This window comes from Phreatobacter cathodiphilus (assembly GCF_003008515.1).
GTDB classification, from domain to species: Bacteria; Pseudomonadota; Alphaproteobacteria; order Rhizobiales; family Phreatobacteraceae; genus Phreatobacter; species Phreatobacter cathodiphilus.
In genome coordinates this window covers 912,380-928,290 of the sequence record NZ_CP027668.1, presented here as the reverse complement: position 1 = coordinate 928,290, position 15,911 = coordinate 912,380, and the positions used below count along the sequence as shown (strand labels likewise).

Sequence of the window (15,911 nt, the reverse complement as noted above, 5' to 3'; positions counted from 1 at the left end):
GTCATATCCGGGATGCTCAATGCGAAAGCCGTCCGAGGAACCGCGCGAGCCGCTCCGGCACAGTGGCATCGGGTGAGAAGAAGTCGGCCGGCGGCGCCTCGTGCACGAACAGGCCGCCGTCCATGAACATCACGCGATCGGCGGCGCGGCGGGCAAAGCCCATCTCGTGGGTCACGACGATGCTGGTGCGGCCCTCTTCGGCCAGTTCCTGCATGACCTGCAGCACCTCGCCGACGGTCTCGGGATCGAGCGCGCTGGTCGGCTCGTCGTAGAGCATGAGGGCCGGCTCCATGGCGAGGGCGCGGGCGATCGCGACGCGCTGCTGCTGGCCGCCCGACAACTCGTCGGGGAAAGCGTCGCCCTTGTCGGGCAGGTGCACCTTCTCCAGCAGCATCTGGGCGCGCTCCAGGGCCTGCGTGCGCGACATCCCCTTCACCTTGACGGGCGCCAGCGCGACGTTGTCGCGTGCCGAGAGGTGCTGGAACAGCTCGAAATTTTGGAAGACCATGCCGATCCGCTGGCGAACGGCCGGGGCCCGCGACTTGGGAGCGCCGGCGATATCGTCGCCCTCGAACAGGATGCGGCCGCTCTCGATCGGCTCCAGCAGGTTGATGCAGCGCAGGAGCGTCGACTTGCCGGAGCCGGACGGGCCGACGATGCACAGGCATTCGCCGCGCGTCACCTTCAGATCGACGCCACGCAGCACGCTGAGATCGCCGTAGCTCTTGTGGATGGCCGAGGCCTTGAGAAGCGGAACCTTCGCATCGGCGCTCATCGCACCCTCCCCAGATCGGCTGTGGCGCTCAGCATGCGCTGGGTCAGCCCGCCCCGGGTGCCGCTCCGGCCACGGCGGCGCAGTGCCCGCTCGATCAGGCTCTGCAGCAGCATGAACACGGTGGTCATCGCGAGGTAGTAGATGCCGGCCGCCGCCAGCGCCTCGAGATAGCGGAAGTTCGACGAGGCCGTCTGGTTCGCGACCAGCAGCAGTTCCTCGACCGCGATCACCGAGACGAGGGCCGACAGCTTCAGCATGCCGATGAACTGGTTGCCGATCGGCGGAATGATCACGCGCAGCGCCTGGGGCAGGATGATCCAGCGCATCACCTGCCATTCCGGCATGCCGAGCGCGCGAGCCGCATTGCGCTGGCCGGCGCCGACCGTGCGGATGCCGGAGCGCATGATCTCGGCCATGTAAGCTCCCTCGTTGAGCGACAGGGCCAGGATGGCGCAGGCAAAGCCCGAGAGCACGAAGCCGAAGGACGGCAACACGTTGAAGACGAAGATCAGCTGGAAAAGCACCGGCGTGCCGCGGAACAGCCAGAGATAGCCGACCGCCAGCATCCGCGGCGGAGCCCATTTCGCTTCCTGCATGAGGGCCAGCACGAGGCCGACCACCATGCCGCCGACGAGCGAGCAGATGCTGATCAGCAGCGTCATCAGCGCGGCATGGTAGAACCTCTCACTGATGAGATAGGTCCATATCAGGTCGGGTGCGTCGAAGATCATAGGCCCTGCTATCGGCACTCACTGACGGAAGGTTGGGCGCCGGGCCCGCCTGCGGCCCCGGCGCCCATGGATGGCGAGGATCAGAAGAGGCTGCCTTCCGGCGGCAGGTTGTACTTCTGCATCAGCTGCTTGTAGGTGCCGTCGGCGACCACCTTGGCGATGGCCTCGGCGATCAGCCGGGCCATGACGGTGTCGCCCTTGCGCACGGCGATCCCGATCTGCGTGCCGAACTCGAAGACTTCGCCCACCGCCTCGAAGACGTCGGACCGCTCGAGGACGATCTTGGCGACCCCTGCCGTGCTCTCGTAATAGGCATCGGCACGGCCCTGACGGACCGACAGGGCCGAATCCTGCGCCGTCGGGAAGGTCATGACCGTCAGGTCGGGACGACCGGCCGTCTTGCACCGCTCCGCGTCCTGGCGGGCATAGGTCTCCTGGATTCCGCCGAGGGTCACGGCCACCTTGCGGCCGCAGAGGTCATCGCGCCCGCGAATGGCGAGGGGGTTGCCGCGGCGCACCACCATCTGCTGCCCGATCTTCATGTAGGGCACGAAATCGACCTGCTCGGAGCGGGCCGGGTTGATGTACATCGCCGAGTTGATGATATCGACGCGGCGCCCCTGCAGCGCCGGGATGAGCCCGCGGAACTCGATGTTGAGGGGCGCAGGCTCGAGCGTCAGTTTCCGGGCGATGGCCTCGATGAAATCGATGTCGAACCCGGTCAGCTTGCCGTCCACCGTGTATTCGAAGGGCGCGAAGGTGGCGGCGGTGCCATAGGTCAGCTTGCCCGTCGACACCAGAGCCGGTGCAGCCGGCTGGGCTTTTGCAACGCCGATGGCGAACAGTGTCGCGGCTGCGGCTACAAGGCAGGCTGCAGCGCGATGCAGCGGATGAGTGGACGATCGAGACATGGGGACTCCTGGTGGTTGAGCAGTGCAGAGCGGAGTTCGCGCGGGACAGGGTCGACACCTGCCATCAGCGGCGGAACTGCCGCATTCGGAGGCAATCGGCGCGCGAACGATCATCGTGGTCCTCAGGATTGCTGCATTGTTCTAATTGCGACAGTTAGTACAATGCAGGGCGTAGAAACTCGCATCGACAAAGCAAGGCGCGTGCCGCAGCCATGAAGCCGCCCCGTTCACGCACCATCGCCCTCGCCCGCCAGATTGCCGACCTGGCTGCCCGCTGCGGCTGGAGCGAGGGCCGGCATGTCACCGAACTGGAGCTGGCCCGGCAGCTCGGCCTGTCGCGCACGCCGGTGCGCGCCGCCATGAAGGTGCTAATCGAACTGAGGCTCGTCGAAGCCCGGCCGAACCAGGGATTCTTTCTGTTGCGGGACGGCGCGGCGTTCGGAAGCCTGCACCTCGAAGCTCCCGCGGCTCCCGAGGACCTGCTCTACGGACAGATTCTGAAGGACAGGATCTCCAACGCGCTTCCCTCCGAGGTCTCTCGCGGCGTGTTGTCGGCCCGCTATGCCGTCAGCCGGCCGATCCTCGATCACGTGGTCGGGCGGCTGGTGGATGACGGGCTGCTCATGCGGGGGGCTGGCCGCTCATGGCGCTTCGTCGAAACGATGAACGATATCGACAGCGTTCGCGCGAGCTATGATTTCCGCCTGATGCTGGAGCCTGCCAGCTTGCTGCTGGACACGTTCCGACCCGATAGCGGGGTGCTGAACACGCTGCGCGAACGTCATGTCGCGCTGCTGACCGACATCGGCGACGCCACGGTCCCGGAGGATATCCGCAGGCAGCGGCTGATGCGCCGTTCGATCGCCGTGGCACTGGATGCCGACTTCCACGGAGGGCTTGCCGGGTTCACCGGAAATCCATTTCTGGTGGCGGCCGTGCGGCAGCAGATCGATCTGCGCCGGCTTCTCGAGCTTGGCACCTACGAGGAGGCCGAAAGGGTCATGGCCTGGTCGAACGAGCATATCGTCGTCATCGACGCGCTTCTCGCCGGCGATCCTGGCGCGGCGGCGGCCGCGCTGCGCCACCACCTCGCCCGCGCCGAGCGGGATGCCCTCCGTTCGATCGAGGTCAGCAAGGCCGGCCGCGACGAGGAGCAGCCGGCGAGCCGATGAACGGCGCTGCGGCCGAGGGGCAAGCGCGGGCTCTGGCTCGACACACCGCGTCCATCGAGAGGATGTGCTGCCATGACGCGCCGCAGCTCGAAGCACTGGCGCGCCGGTTGGCGAGCATCGGGCGACCTTCCTCCACCTGTCTCCCGTCTTCTCGGCGGGCCTCGCGATCCTGGTGCTCGGCGAGCGCCTCGAATGGTTCCACCGCGGCGCCGGGATCGAGCGCAGCCGTATCGATCCTCCCCTCGGCCCCGCGGGCCCGTCAGGCGCCGCGATATCGGAGGACACGGGCTCAGAACCCACGGCTCTCAGGATTGTGAAGACGGCCGGCGTCGAAGCGGGTTGTGCCTGCGGTCCGACCAAGATGGACTCGTTCCAGACAAGAGCCTGGGAAGGGCCGGTCGAACGAGGGAGACGGCGGTGGCGAAACTCAACATCAACGGCCAGGTGGTCGACGTTCAGGCGGCGGACGACACGCCGCTGCTCTGGGCCCTGCGCGAGCAGGCGGGCCTCACCGGCACGAAGTACGGCTGCGGCATCGCCGCCTGCGGCGCCTGCACGGTGCATATCGACGGTCAGGCGGTGCGCTCCTGCGCGATGCCGCTGAGCGCGGTCACCCCCGACCAGAAGATCGTCACCATCGAGGGCCTGTCGCCGAACGGCATGCACCCCATCCAGGTCGCCTGGCGCGACCTCGACGTGCCCCAGTGCGGCTATTGCCAGTCCGGCATGATCATGGCCGCCGCCGCCCTGCTCGCGGAGAAGCCGAACCCGACGGACGAGGACATCGACAATGCGATGACCAACATCTGCCGGTGCGGCACCTACAACCGCGTCCGCGCCGGCATCAAGCAGGCCGCCGCGAACCGCCAGGGCTGAGGGAGGCCGACATGACGCTCATCGAGACCACGACCGCCTCCCGCCGCGCCGTCCTCAAGGCCGCCGCCGGCCTCACCGTCGGCTTCTGCCTGCCGACCGATGCCTTCGCCCAGCAGCCGGCGCCCGCCGCAACCCCTGAGATCAACGCCTGGGTCGTCATCCGTCCCGACGACACGGTGGTGCTGCGCATGGCGCGCTCCGAGATGGGCCAGGGCACGCGCACCGGGCTCTGCCAGATGATCGCGGAGGAGCTGCACTGCGACTGGTCGAAGATCGTCACCGAATACGTGACGCCCGGCCAGTCCCTCGCCCGCAACCGCGCCTGGGGCGCCTTCCTCACCGCCGGCAGCCAGGGCATCCGCCAGAGCCACGAATACGTCCGCCGCGGCGGCGCCACCGCCCGCGTCATGCTGATCCAGGCGGCCGCCGACGCCTGGGGCGTACCGGCCGCGCAGTGCACCGCCAAGGACAGCGTCATCACCCACGCCGCGTCCGGCCGGTCCGTGCGCTACGGGCAGGTCGCGGCCGCCGCCGCCCGCCTGACGCCGCCCGCCAACGTGCCCTTGAAGGACCCGAAGGACTGGACCGTCATCGGCACCTCGGCGAAGCGTCTCGATACCGCCGCGAAGACCACCGGCGCGCTTGTCTACGGCTCGGACCTGAAGATGCCCGGCATGCTGGTGGCCGTACCGAAGGAATGCCCCGTGTTCGGCGGCAAGGTCGCGTCCTTCGACGCCGCCAAGGTCTCCTCCATGCCCGGCGTGCGGCACGTGCTGAAGGTCGCCGACACCGCGGTCGCCGTGGTGGCCGACACGTTCTGGCAGGCGAAGACCGCCCTCGACGCCCTGCCCGTCACCTGGGACTACGGGCCGAACCGGGCGGTGTCCTCCGAAACCATCGCGGCGCAGTTGCGCGAGGGGCTCGATGCGCAGGAGGCCTTCGTCGGCAACACCAACGGCGACGCCCGCGCCGCCATCGCCGGGGCGGCCCGGAAGCTGGAGGCCGTCTACGAGTACCCCTTCCAGAATCACGCGCCGATGGAGCCGATGAACGCCACGGTGGTGTGGACACCGACGCGCTGTGACGTCTGGTGCCCCACCCAGAACGGCGAGGCGGCGCTGGCCGCGACCGCCCAGGCCGCCGGCCTGCCGCAGACGGCGTGCGACGTGCACCGCGTCGATCTCGGCGGCGGCTTCGGCCGGCGAACCACCCACGACTGGCTCATCCAGGCCGTCACCATCGCCAGGCAGGTGCCGGGCGTGCCGATCAAGACGCAATGGACGCGCGAGGAGGACATGGTGCAGGGGCGCTACCACCCCGTCACCATGTGCAAGCTCACCGGCGGCCTCGACGCACAGGGAAACGTCGTCGGTCTGCACATGCGCATCTCCGGCCAGTCGATCCTCTCCTACGTTTTCCCCACGGCGCTGCAGAGCGGCCGCGATCCCGTGCAGTTCCAGGGGCTGAACGCCGGCGGCAACGACAGCCAGATCGGCTATTCCTTCCCCAACCTGCTGATCGACCACGCCATGCGGAACACCCACGTGCCGCCGCATTTCTGGCGGGGCGTGAACCACAACCAGAATGCCATCTACCTGGAGTGCTTCCTCGACGAGCTCGCCCACGCGGCGGGGCAGGATCCCCTCGCCTTCCGCCGCAAGCTGATGGGCAACCATCCCCGCCACCTCGCCGTGCTGAACGCGGTGGCCGAGAGGATCGGCTGGGACAAGCCGCCGCCGGCAGGCGTCCACCGCGGCATCGCCCAGCAGATGGGCTTCGGCAGCTATGTGGCCGCCGCTGCCGAGGTCTCGGTCGATGCGGCGGGCAAGCTGCGCATGCACCGCATCGTGGCGGCCACCGACTGCGGCCATGCCGTCAACCCGCGGCAGATCGAGATGCAGGTGGAGGGCTCCTTCGTCTACGGCCTCTCGGCCCTGCTCTACGGCGCCTGCACGGTGAAGGACGGGCAGATCGTCGAGACCAATTTCGACAGCTACAACGTCCTGCGCATGGACGAGATGCCGAAGGTCGAGACCATCGTCATGCCCTCCGGCGGCTTCTGGGGCGGCGTCGGCGAGCCGACCATCATGGTGGCGGCGCCGGCCGTGCTGAACGCGATCTTCGCCGCCACGGGCAAGCGCATCCGCTCGGTGCCGCTGAAGGACCAGGACCTCAGGCGGGCGTGAGGGGCTTCCGCGCCGCCCTGGTCGTCCTCGGCCTCGCCGCACCGGCGGCGGGACAGGAGGTTGCGCCCTTCGTCGTCTCGGGCGATGCCGTGGCGGCGCCGCTCGGCGGGCTCACCGGATCGGCCGAGCGCGGCGCGCGGATCGTCCGCAACCGGGAGACGGCCAATTGTCTCATCTGCCACACGATCCCCGATCCGGCGGAGACGTTCATGGGCGAGGTGGGGCCGCTGCTCGCGGGTGTCGGCGCCCGCCTCACCCCCGGCCAGATCAGGCTGCGGGTCATCGATCCGACGCTCGCCAACCCCGCGGCGGTGATGCCGGCCTATCATCGCGTTGCGGGCCTTGCCCATGTCGACGAGCGCTGGCGGGGACGGCCGGTGCTCTCCGCTCAGGAGATCGAGGACGTGGTCGCCTATCTGTCCGCCCTGAAGGAGTGAACCATGCCCAAACCTTCCCCTGAACGGCCGGATCTCCTGACGCGGCGCGTCGCCATCGCCGCGGCGGCCGCTGTCGCCCTCGCTCCCGCCGCGGCTTCGGGCCAGGCGGCATCAGCCGAGACCTTCGCCGCCGCGGAGCGGGCGATCCTCGCCGGGCGCGAGCCGGCGGCGGCGGGCCTGTCCATCGAGATGCCGCAGCTCTCGGAGAACGGCAATGCTGTGGACATCGCGGTCAGGATCGACAGCCCGATGAGCGCCGAGGACCATGTCGCCCGCATTCACATCCTGGCCGAGAAGAACCCCTTCCCGCGGATCGCGACTTTCCACATCGGCCCGCAGGCCGGCCGCGCCGACGTCGCCACGCGGATCCGCCTGGCGGAGACGCAGACCATCGTGGTGCTCGCCGAGACGAGCCGCGGCGTCGTCCATCGCGGCAGCCGCGAGGTCATCGTCATCCTCGGCGCCTGCGTGGACGGAGGCTGAGCCATGGCCAGCGCCACCCTTCCCGCCCGCATCACCATGCCGGCAGAGGCCCGCCGCAGCGAGATCGTCGAGATCCGCGTGCTCGCTCGCCATCCGATGGAGCGCGCCATCGACGCGCCGGGGCTGAGACCAGTGGCGCGCAAGATCATCCACACGCTGCGCGTGACCCAGGAGGGGCAGGAGCTCTTCCGCATAGAGCTTTCGCCCGGCATCGCCGCCAATCCCTATGTCGCCTTCACCACCCGCGCCGAGCGCAGCGGCGAACTCGTGTTCGAATGGATCGAGGACGGCGGCGTCACCTACGAGCGCCGCCAGAGCCTGACGGTGACATGAGGGCGACGATCGCTTTCGCCCTGATGCTCGCGGCGACGGCGGCCGGCGCCGGCGAGGTGCGCGCGCCCGCGACCTTCCTGTCGCCGGACCTCCGGGCGTTGCAGGACGATCCCTCCCGCCACCCGGGCTGGCTGTGGGTGGATTCGGGCGAGACGCTCTGGCGGGCGGCGCCGGCGGGCGGACGCCCGTCCTGCCAGGGCTGCCACGGCGACATCGGCGGGATGCGCGGCGCGGCGACCCGCTATCCGCAGGTGGCCGGTGACGGGCGCCTTCTCAATCTCGAAGGCCGCATCGAGACATGCCGCAGCCGCCACCAGCAGGCGCCGGCCTTCGGCTATGAGAGCGACGACCTGCTTGCCCTCACCGCGGCGGTGGCGGTGCAGTCGCGCGGGCTGCCGACGGCTGTCGCCACCGACGGACCGGCCGCATCCTTCGTCGCCGAGGGACGGCGGCTGTTCGAGACGCGCATGGGCCAGCTCAACCTGTCCTGCGCCCATTGCCACGAGGCGAACGTCGGCCGTCGCCTGCGCGGCGACGTCATCTCCAGCGGGGTCGGCACCGGATTTCCCGCCTACCGGCTCGAATGGAACACGATGGGCTCGCTGCACCGCCGGCTGCGCGCCTGCTCGCTCGGCGTCAGGGCGACCCAGTTTTCCTATGGATCGGCGGAATATCTGGCGCTCGAGCTCTATCTCGCCGTACGTGCCCGCGGCCTGCCGGTCGAATCTCCGGGCCTGCGTCGCTAGTCGCAGGGCCGCGAGGACACGCGGGCTGTCACAGGGGCCAGGCGATCCCTCCGGCATCACCAAAGGGCAAGACGCCGGCGCCCCTTTGGAGCCGGGCCGCACGACGCGGTCCGGCTCCCGACGTCGTCACTTGCTGATGTTCCAGTAGACCGGCAGCCCCGCCGTCAGCAGACCCTTGAGGCTCGCCTGGTGGCCACGCACCAGCCAGAACTGGCCGACCGGCACATAGGGCACCGTTTCAACCGCCCGCTCCTGGATCTGCCGGGCGATGGCCTGCCGGCCGGCGAGGTCCGGCGCGGTGGTGAAGGCGGCGCGGAGCTTCTCGATGGCCTCATCGCAAGGCCAGCCGAACCAGGCGCGGTCGCAGTTCGAGCGGAGCGCCAGGTGCCCGACCGGCTCCCACATGTCGGGGGCCGCGGGACCCGACAGGAAGGCCGACCAGCCCCCTTGCGCGACCGGGTTCTTCGAGGTGCGGCGGCTCGACAGCGTGCCCCAGTCCATCGCCTGGTAGTCGACGTTGAGGCCGATGTCGCGCATGGCCTGTGCCACCACCAAGGTGGCCGGGCTCAGCGCCGTCTCGGTGGCGTCGAGCAGCACGATCTTTTCGCCGTTGTAGCCGCTCTCGCGCACCAGGGCGCGCGCCGCGGCAACGTCGGCGGGCTTCCAGGCCGCATTCGTGAAATAGGGCGAGTCGCACATAAAGAACGACGGGCAGTTCGTGTAGAGGGCCTTGTCGTCGACATAGGCCCTGAGCGTCTGCTCCTGATCGACGAGGCGCAGGATCGCCTGCCGCAGCTTCGCGTTGTTGAAGGGTGGCTGGAGCTGGTTCATGCGCATGACGCCCTGGAGCGCCGACAGCCTGCTGATGGCGATCCGCGCGTTGGACTTCACCAGCGGGATCATGTCGGGCGGCAACTCCTCGAAAATGTCGATCTCGCCCGCCTGCAGCGCGTTCAGTGCGGTCTGCGCGTCGGGCATGATGATCCACTCGACGCGGTCGACCTGAGCCCGCTTGCCCCCGGCGAGGCCGTCGGCCGGTTCGGCGCGGGGCACGTACATCGGCGCGCGGGCATAGACGATCTTCGCGCCCGGCGACCATTCGGCCCTGATCATCATGAAGGGGCCGGAGCCGATGGGATCGGTGATGTTCTGGTTGGCCGGCGTGGCGGCGATCCGCGCCGGCATGATGAAGGGCACCATCGAGCTCGGCTTGCCGAGGGCCTCCAGCACGAGGCCCCAGCGCTCCTTCAGGACGAGCGTCACCGTCCTGGCGTCGGTGGCGGTGAGCGAGGCCGTCTGCCCCATGAGCTGCTGACCGAGCCCGTCGCGCTCGCCCCAGCGCTTGAGCGAGGCGACGACGTCCTCCGCCGTGACCGGCTGGTTGTCGTGGAACTTCAGGCCCTCGCGCAGCACGAAGGTCCAGGTCTTGCCGTCGTCCGAGACCGTGTGGCGCTCCACCATCTGCGGCTTGATGGCGCCGGAACCGTCCTGAGCGAACAGCGTGTCGTAGACCATGTAGCCGTGGTTGCGGACCATGTAGTCCGACGTGGTGATCGGGTCGATGGTGCGCAGGTCGCCGAAGGGGCGCACCTTCAGCACCGTCTGCGCCATGGCCGGCAGAGCCGTCATGATGAGCATGGCCGCTGTGGCGGCCGTCGTCAGTCGTCGTGTCCAGTGGGTCATTCCCGTCTCCTCCCGCTCTGTCGTTTCGTCGTATGGCGCCGTTGCCCGGCGCTCTTGCCCGCGTGGCGGGGCAATCAGGTGCGCAGTTGCCGCGCGAGTTTCGGATCGATGGCGTCGCGCAGCGCGTCGCCCAGCACGTTGACGGTCAGCACCAGCAGCGCGAGCGCGACGCCGGGGAAGGCGATCATCCACGGCGCGCGCTGCATGAAGGCGCGTCCCTCGGCCAGCATGTTGCCCCAGCTCGGAACGGTCGGCGGCGTGCCGGCACCGAGGAAGGACAGGACCGATTCCACGATCATCGCGGAGGCGAAGACGTAGGTCGCCTGGACGATCACGGGCGCCGCGACGTTCGGCAGGATGTGCTGGACGAGAAGCCGCGGCGTGCGGGTGCCTGCGGCGCGCGCCGCCTCCACATAGGGCTGCTCGCGGATCACCAGCACGGAGGAGCGGACGATCCGCGCCATGCGCGGGATCTCGGCGATCGCGATGGCGATGATGACGTTGCGCACGCCCGAGCCGAACAGCGACATCAGCGCGATGGCGAGCAGGATGCCCGGGATGGCCATCATGCCGTCCATCACCCGCATGGCGATCCCGTCGAGCCAGCGCACGAAGCCGGAGACGAGGCCGATGAGGAGGCCGAAGACGACGACGACGGCGGTGACCAGCGCACCGACCGTCAGCGAGATGGCGGTGCCGTTGAACGTCCGCGACAGGGTCGAGCGGCCGATCTGATCGGTACCGAAGGGATGGGCGAGGCTCGGCGGGCGCAGCCGCTGCAGCGGGTTGACCCGTGCCGGATCGACGAAGATCAGCGGCGCGAGCAGCGCCACCAGTGCGAAGACGAGGAGCACGATGAGGCCGGTGGCGACTACGGGATTGGCGCGCAGGAAGGCGCCGAGCCGACCCACCGTCTCGGCGAGGGACTGGAGGGGCGTGGCGCTCCGCGGAGAGGCGTCGGTCATCGCCATCTCGCCCTCAATAGCGCACGCGCGGGTCGAACAGCACATAGCTGAGGTCGACCAGCAGGTTGATGAGCACGTAGACGCCCGAAAAGATCAGGATGAGCCCCTGCACCACGGGATAGTCGCGGCGCAGGATGGCGTCCGTCGTCAGGCGGCCGAGGCCGGGGATGTTGAACACCGTCTCGGTCACCACCACCCCGCCGAGCAGCGCCGCGATACCGACGCCGACGACGGTGACGATGGGAATGGCGGCGTTCTGCAGGGCGTGGCGGACCAGCACGCGCAGCGGCATCAACCCCTTGGCGCGGGCGGTGCGGACATAGTCCTCCGACAGCACCTCGAGGAGGCTCGTCCGGGTGATGCGCGCCAGAAGCGCCGCATAGAGCATGGCCAGCGCCATGCCCGGCAGAATGAGGCTGTTGAGACAGGCCCAGACACCGTCGGCGAGCGGGACATAACCTTGCGTCGGGAACCAGCCGAGCGTCAGCGCGAAGACATAGACGAGCAGGAAGGCGACGACGAAGACGGGCGACGAAAACCCGAGCATGGCGAAGGCCATGACCGCGCGGTCGATGCGGCTGCCCGCCGTCACGGCGGCGAGCGTCCCCAGCGGCAGCGCGATGACCAGCGCCATGACGATGGCGACCAGGGCCAGAAGGGCGGTGGGCTCGATCCGCATGGCGACCAACCGCGTCACCTCCATGTCGGAGAAGACGGACCGGCCGAGGTCGCCGGAGAGGATGCGTCCCGTCCAGGCGACGAGTTGTTCGAGGATCGGCCTGTCGAGCCCGAGCTGCCGGCGGATCGTCTCGATCTGCGCCTCCGTCGCCTGGTCGCCGGCGATCAGCACAGCGGGATCCCCCGGCGTCAGCCGCAGCAGGAAGAAGACAAAGAGGGCCACGAAGACGAGCACGGGGATCGTCGCGGCCACCCGCCGGAGAATGTAGGGCATCATGGGTGCGGCCTCGCGGAGGAGGCACGGAAGCGCAGCACGGCGGGGTTTCCTCGACGGGTTTTTGTAAAACGTTTCAAAATAGGCTTACACAGGCTCACGGCTGCTTCAAGCGCAAAATTTTCGCCCATCTGTTGCAATGCCGTCGCGACATTGAAAGAATGGGCCGCAAGAGTAAAACGTTTCACAGGGAGAATGGATGGCCACGATCCGGGACGTCGCGCGGCTGGCGAACGTGTCCGTCGCGACCGTGTCGAACGCGCTGAACAGCGCCGACCGCGTCAGCGGGGAGCTGCGCGCCCGCGTCCTCGCGGCCGTGGACAAACTCGGCTATGCGCCCCATCCCGCGGCCCGCTCTCTGCGCAAGCGATCCAGCGGGCTGCTCGGCCTGGTGGTCGGCGACATCACCAACCCGTTCTTCTCCGACCTCTTCGCGGCGGTCGAGGACGCCGCCGCCGCCAGCGGCTATCTCGTGCTCCTCTGCAACTCCTCGGAACGGGTCGAGCGCGAAGAGGCCCACCTGAAGATGCTGCGCAGCCAGCGCATCGACGGGCTCATCCTGGCCCCCACCGGCGCGGTGTCGATGAACCGCGCCGCCCTTCTCGCGCAGCTCGAGGTGCCGGTCGTGCTCGTCGACCGCGCCATGGACGGGCTGGGCTATGACGCCGTGGTCCTGGACAACCACCGGGCCGCCTTCGAGGCGACACGCCACCTGATCGCCGCCGGCCATCGCCGCATCGCGCTCGTCAACGGTCCGGAGGTCGTGCGCACCGCCGCGGACCGTCTGCGCGGCTATCGCGAGGCGCTGCTGACCGCCGGGATTCCCCTTGACCCCGCCCTCGTGCGCGACGCCGGCTTTCAGGAGGCGCCCGCCTGCCGGGCCGTGGCCGATCTGCTGGCGACCGACGATCCCCCCACCGCGATCTTCGCCACCAACAACCTGATGACCGTCGGCGCCATCCGGGCCCTCGCCGATCTCGGCCTGCGCTGCCCCGAGGACGTCTCGATCATCGGCATCGACGACCTGCCCTGGGCCGATTCGGTGTCGCCGCGCCTCACCGCCGTCGCCCAGCCGGTGCGCGAGATCGGCGAGCGGGCGCTGGCGCTCGTCGCCGAGCGGATCGCGGGAAGCCGCCTCGGCCCGGGCGAGGTCGTCGTGATGGCGCCGAAGCTCATCGTCCGCCGATCCTGCGGCGCGCCCGCCGTCACCCCCTCCGGGACCCCCCATGTCGCATGACCTGATCGCCCTGTCCGCCACCGCCGTCCGCACGCTCCTGCGGGCGGGAGAGATCACCTCCGTCGAACTCGTGGAGGCCGCCGCCGACCGGATCGCCGTGGTGGAGCCGAAGGTCAACGCCGTCCCGACGCTCTGCCTCGACCGCGCCATGGACCAGGCGCGCGCGGCGGACGTCGCGCGGCGCGCCGGGCACGACACGATCCTTTCCGGCATTCCCATCGTGGTGAAGGACAACAACGACGTCGCCGGCACCCGGAACACCGGCGGCACGCCGATCTTCCGCGACCGCGTCTCCGCGACCTCCGACCGCACCGTGGCGCAGATGGAGACGAACGGCGCCGTCGTCCTCGGCAAGGCCAACCTTTCCGAGCTCGGCGGCGCGCAGACGACCAACGCGGTGCACGGCACCACGCTGAACCCCTACGACACCCGCCTCACCTGCGGCGGCTCGTCCGGCGGCTCGGCGGTGGCGCTGGCGACCGGCGAGGCCTGGCTGGCGCACGGCAACGACTATGGCGGCAGCCTGCGCATCCCCGCCGCCTTCTGCAATGTGCTGGGCCTGCGTCCGACGCCCGGCCGCGTGCCCCGCAAGCGCCTGACGGACCCCTTCGACACCATCTTCGTCGAGGGGCCGATGGCGCGCTCGGTGGACGATCTCGCTCTGCTCTTCGACGCTATGGTCGGCTACGACCCCGGCGACTTTCTCTCCCGGCCCGCCTCCGGCCCGCCGGCTTTCGCCGCCGCACGAGACCCACGCAGGCCGGCGCGCATCGCGATCTCGCCCGACCTCGGCCTCCCCGTGGAGACGCCGGTCAGGGCGGCCGTCGAGATCTTCGCCGACACTCTCGAACGGGCCGGCGTCGCGGTGCATCGCGGTTATCCCGCCACGACCGGTGCCATGGACGCGTTCCGCGTGCTGCGCGGCGAGAGTTTCTTCGCCACCTGGGAGCCGCTCCTCGACCGGCACCGGGACCTGTTTCCCCCTGCCGTCATGGGCGACATCCTGCGGGGCCGCGACCAGCCCGGCCGCGCCATCGCCGCGGCGAACCGCGTCCGCACCGACTTCTACCGCCGCGCCGTCGACTTCCTCGACACCCACGAATTCCTCGTCTGCCCGGCGACCCAGACCATGCCCTTCGCGGCCGATATCCTCGCGCCGGAAACGGTCGCGGGCGAGACGATGCCGGATTACCTCGGCTGGATCGCCATCACGGCGATCTGGTCCCTCAGCGGCCTGCCGGCCATCTCCGTTCCCATCGGCTTCTCGCCGGAGGGGCTTCCCATCGGCGTGCAGATCCTGACCCACGGCGGGCGCGAGGCCGACCTGTTTCGGCTCGCGGCCTGGATCGAGCGCGAGCTCGCTCTCCCCACGGGACCCGTCGATCCACGATGACCGTGCTCCCTGCCCTCGCGCCCATTCGCGCGGCTCTGCCCCGCCGGCGGCTGGCTTCCGGACTGGAGGTCGGGCAGATCGGCTTCGGCGGCGCGCCCCTCGGCGACCTCTACGCGGCGCTGGACGAGCGCCAAGCACAGGAGACGGTGACCGGCGCCCTCGCCGCCGGCATCGACCTCATCGACACCTCGCCGCTCTACGGACACGGCCTGTCCGAGCACCGGATCGGCGCCGCCCTGAGACAGGTTCCGCGCGACCGCGTGGTGCTGTCGACCAAGGTCGGCCGCTGGATGGACCCGTCGGCGAGCCCCGGCGACAGGTCGGGCTATGCCGGCGGCCTGCCGCACGGGGCCGTGATCGACTACTCCTACGACGGCGCCATGCGGTCCTTCGAGCAGTCGCTGCTGCGGCTGGGCACCGACCACATCGACATCCTCCTCATCCACGACGTGGACGCCTGGACCCATGGGGCGGAGGTCGAGCGCCGCTTCGCCGAGGCCATGGACGGCGCTTACCGCGCCCTCGACCGCTTGCGCGCCTCCGGCGCCGTCAAGGCCATCGGGGTGGGGGTGAACGAGGCGGAGATGTGCGAGCGCTTCGCGCGCGCGGGCGACTTCGACGTGATGATGCTCGCCGGGCGCTACACGCTGCTCGAGCAGGGAGCGCTCGACTCCTTCCTGCCGCTGGCGTCCGAGAAGGGGATCGGCGTCATGCTCGCGGGTGTCTTCAATTCTGGCATCCTCGCCGGCGGCGTCGGCGCCCCGTACAACTACCGCTCGGCGACGCCCGAGATCGCCGGACGGGTGAAGGCGCTCGCGGAGGTCTGCGCCGCCCACGGCGTGGAGCTGCGCCGCGCCGCCCTCGCCTTCGCGGCTGCGCATCCGGCGGTGGCGGCCCTGGTGATCGGCGCGGTCCGCCCGGACGAGATCGCCGCCAACATCGCCGCCCTCGCCATGCCGCCTCCGTCCGCCCTGTGGAGCGACCTCCGCGCGGCGGGACTCATCCCTCCTCACGCACCCACACCGGCGTGA

The 15,911-nt window shown here is 69.7% G+C and carries 16 protein-coding genes; 10 read left to right on the top strand and 6 right to left on the bottom strand.

The window, feature by feature from the left end:
• Positions 1–16: 16 nt before the first annotated feature.
• From C6569_RS04530 to C6569_RS04520, 3 genes are all read right to left on the bottom strand, one after another.
• On the bottom strand, positions 17–775 hold the full coding sequence (locus C6569_RS04530; RefSeq protein WP_106747716.1) for an amino acid ABC transporter ATP-binding protein: 759 nt from the start codon (positions 773–775) through the stop codon (positions 17–19).
• Positions 772–1,506: an amino acid ABC transporter permease gene (locus tag C6569_RS04525; RefSeq protein ID WP_106747715.1), complete on the bottom strand. Its 735-nt coding sequence runs from the start codon at positions 1,504–1,506 to the stop codon at positions 772–774. Before C6569_RS04525 ends, C6569_RS04530 begins: the two co-directional genes overlap by 4 nt.
• Before the next feature lie 80 nt (positions 1,507–1,586).
• Positions 1,587–2,417, bottom strand: coding sequence for an ABC transporter substrate-binding protein (locus tag C6569_RS04520; protein ID WP_106747714.1), 831 nt, complete (start codon positions 2,415–2,417; stop codon positions 1,587–1,589).
• Between the two features lie 212 nt (positions 2,418–2,629).
• Here C6569_RS04520 and C6569_RS04515 point away from each other — a divergent pair, with 212 nt between their 5' ends.
• From C6569_RS04515 to soxA, 7 genes are all read left to right on the top strand, one after another.
• A complete protein-coding gene (locus C6569_RS04515) occupies positions 2,630–3,589 on the top strand; it encodes an FCD domain-containing protein (RefSeq protein WP_106747713.1) in 960 nt (319 codons plus the stop codon).
• A gap of 417 nt (positions 3,590–4,006) precedes the next feature.
• The gene (locus tag C6569_RS04510; protein WP_106747712.1) at positions 4,007–4,465 is read left to right on the top strand and encodes a (2Fe-2S)-binding protein; all 459 of its coding nucleotides are present in this window, start codon (positions 4,007–4,009) and stop codon (positions 4,463–4,465) included.
• Between the two features lie 11 nt (positions 4,466–4,476).
• Complete coding sequence (locus C6569_RS04505; protein ID WP_106747711.1) at positions 4,477–6,651, top strand: xanthine dehydrogenase family protein molybdopterin-binding subunit; 2,175 nt, start codon at positions 4,477–4,479, stop codon at positions 6,649–6,651.
• On the top strand, positions 6,648–7,088 hold the full coding sequence (soxX, locus tag C6569_RS04500; RefSeq protein ID WP_106747710.1) for a sulfur oxidation c-type cytochrome SoxX: 441 nt from the start codon (positions 6,648–6,650) through the stop codon (positions 7,086–7,088). Before C6569_RS04505 ends, soxX begins: the two co-directional genes overlap by 4 nt.
• A 3-nt stretch (positions 7,089–7,091) precedes the next feature.
• Positions 7,092–7,571, top strand: a complete 480-nt coding sequence (locus tag C6569_RS04495; RefSeq protein ID WP_106747709.1) for a thiosulfate oxidation carrier protein SoxY — start codon at positions 7,092–7,094, stop codon at positions 7,569–7,571.
• A 3-nt stretch (positions 7,572–7,574) separates the two neighbouring features.
• Positions 7,575–7,904 (top strand): thiosulfate oxidation carrier complex protein SoxZ, encoded by a 330-nt coding sequence (locus C6569_RS04490; protein ID WP_106747708.1) that lies wholly within the window; start codon positions 7,575–7,577, stop codon positions 7,902–7,904.
• Positions 7,901–8,650: a sulfur oxidation c-type cytochrome SoxA gene (gene soxA / locus C6569_RS04485; protein ID WP_106747707.1), complete on the top strand. Its 750-nt coding sequence runs from the start codon at positions 7,901–7,903 to the stop codon at positions 8,648–8,650. Before C6569_RS04490 ends, soxA begins: the two co-directional genes overlap by 4 nt.
• Positions 8,651–8,776: 126 nt before the next feature.
• Here the strand turns inward: soxA and C6569_RS04480 are convergent, their stop codons facing one another.
• The 3 genes from C6569_RS04480 to C6569_RS04470 form a co-directional block, all read right to left on the bottom strand.
• The gene (locus C6569_RS04480; RefSeq protein ID WP_245898232.1) at positions 8,777–10,333 is read right to left on the bottom strand and encodes an ABC transporter substrate-binding protein; all 1,557 of its coding nucleotides are present in this window, start codon (positions 10,331–10,333) and stop codon (positions 8,777–8,779) included.
• Between the two features lie 74 nt (positions 10,334–10,407).
• The gene (locus tag C6569_RS04475) at positions 10,408–11,298 is read right to left on the bottom strand and encodes an ABC transporter permease (RefSeq protein WP_106750896.1); all 891 of its coding nucleotides are present in this window, start codon (positions 11,296–11,298) and stop codon (positions 10,408–10,410) included.
• 13 nt (positions 11,299–11,311) lie between these two features.
• A complete protein-coding gene (locus C6569_RS04470) occupies positions 11,312–12,253 on the bottom strand; it encodes an ABC transporter permease (protein ID WP_106747705.1) in 942 nt (313 codons plus the stop codon).
• 196 nt (positions 12,254–12,449) lie between these two features.
• Between C6569_RS04470 and C6569_RS04465 the strand changes: the two genes are divergently transcribed.
• From C6569_RS04465 to C6569_RS04455, 3 genes are read left to right on the top strand one after another with little or no spacing between them, the layout of a single operon-like run.
• Positions 12,450–13,487: a LacI family DNA-binding transcriptional regulator gene (locus tag C6569_RS04465; RefSeq protein ID WP_106747704.1), complete on the top strand. Its 1,038-nt coding sequence runs from the start codon at positions 12,450–12,452 to the stop codon at positions 13,485–13,487.
• Positions 13,477–14,880, top strand: a complete 1,404-nt coding sequence (locus C6569_RS04460; protein ID WP_106747703.1) for an amidase — start codon at positions 13,477–13,479, stop codon at positions 14,878–14,880. Before C6569_RS04465 ends, C6569_RS04460 begins: the two co-directional genes overlap by 11 nt.
• Positions 14,877–15,911: an aldo/keto reductase gene (locus C6569_RS04455; RefSeq protein ID WP_106747702.1), complete on the top strand. Its 1,035-nt coding sequence runs from the start codon at positions 14,877–14,879 to the stop codon at positions 15,909–15,911. Before C6569_RS04460 ends, C6569_RS04455 begins: the two co-directional genes overlap by 4 nt.

Excerpts from the sequence above, each read along its gene's own strand:
- C6569_RS04495 (WP_106747709.1), top strand. The coding sequence starts at position 7,092 with ATGCCCAAACCTTCCCCTGAACGGCCGGATCTCCTGACGCGGCGCGTC.
- soxA (WP_106747707.1), top strand. The coding sequence starts at position 7,901 with ATGAGGGCGACGATCGCTTTCGCCCTGATGCTCGCGGCGACGGCGGCC.
- C6569_RS04480 (WP_245898232.1), bottom strand. The coding sequence starts at position 10,333 with ATGACCCACTGGACACGACGACTGACGACGGCCGCCACAGCGGCCATG.
- C6569_RS04520 (WP_106747714.1), bottom strand. The coding sequence starts at position 2,417 with ATGTCTCGATCGTCCACTCATCCGCTGCATCGCGCTGCAGCCTGCCTT.
- C6569_RS04460 (WP_106747703.1), top strand. The coding sequence starts at position 13,477 with ATGTCGCATGACCTGATCGCCCTGTCCGCCACCGCCGTCCGCACGCTC.
- C6569_RS04475 (WP_106750896.1), bottom strand. The coding sequence starts at position 11,298 with ATGACCGACGCCTCTCCGCGGAGCGCCACGCCCCTCCAGTCCCTCGCC.
- C6569_RS04505 (WP_106747711.1), top strand. The coding sequence starts at position 4,477 with ATGACGCTCATCGAGACCACGACCGCCTCCCGCCGCGCCGTCCTCAAG.
- C6569_RS04490 (WP_106747708.1), top strand. The coding sequence starts at position 7,575 with ATGGCCAGCGCCACCCTTCCCGCCCGCATCACCATGCCGGCAGAGGCC.
- C6569_RS04455 (WP_106747702.1), top strand. The coding sequence starts at position 14,877 with ATGACCGTGCTCCCTGCCCTCGCGCCCATTCGCGCGGCTCTGCCCCGC.
- C6569_RS04530 (WP_106747716.1), bottom strand. The coding sequence starts at position 775 with ATGAGCGCCGATGCGAAGGTTCCGCTTCTCAAGGCCTCGGCCATCCAC.
- C6569_RS04470 (WP_106747705.1), bottom strand. The coding sequence starts at position 12,253 with ATGATGCCCTACATTCTCCGGCGGGTGGCCGCGACGATCCCCGTGCTC.
- C6569_RS04525 (WP_106747715.1), bottom strand. The coding sequence starts at position 1,506 with ATGATCTTCGACGCACCCGACCTGATATGGACCTATCTCATCAGTGAG.
- C6569_RS04465 (WP_106747704.1), top strand. The coding sequence starts at position 12,450 with ATGGCCACGATCCGGGACGTCGCGCGGCTGGCGAACGTGTCCGTCGCG.
- C6569_RS04515 (WP_106747713.1), top strand. The coding sequence starts at position 2,630 with ATGAAGCCGCCCCGTTCACGCACCATCGCCCTCGCCCGCCAGATTGCC.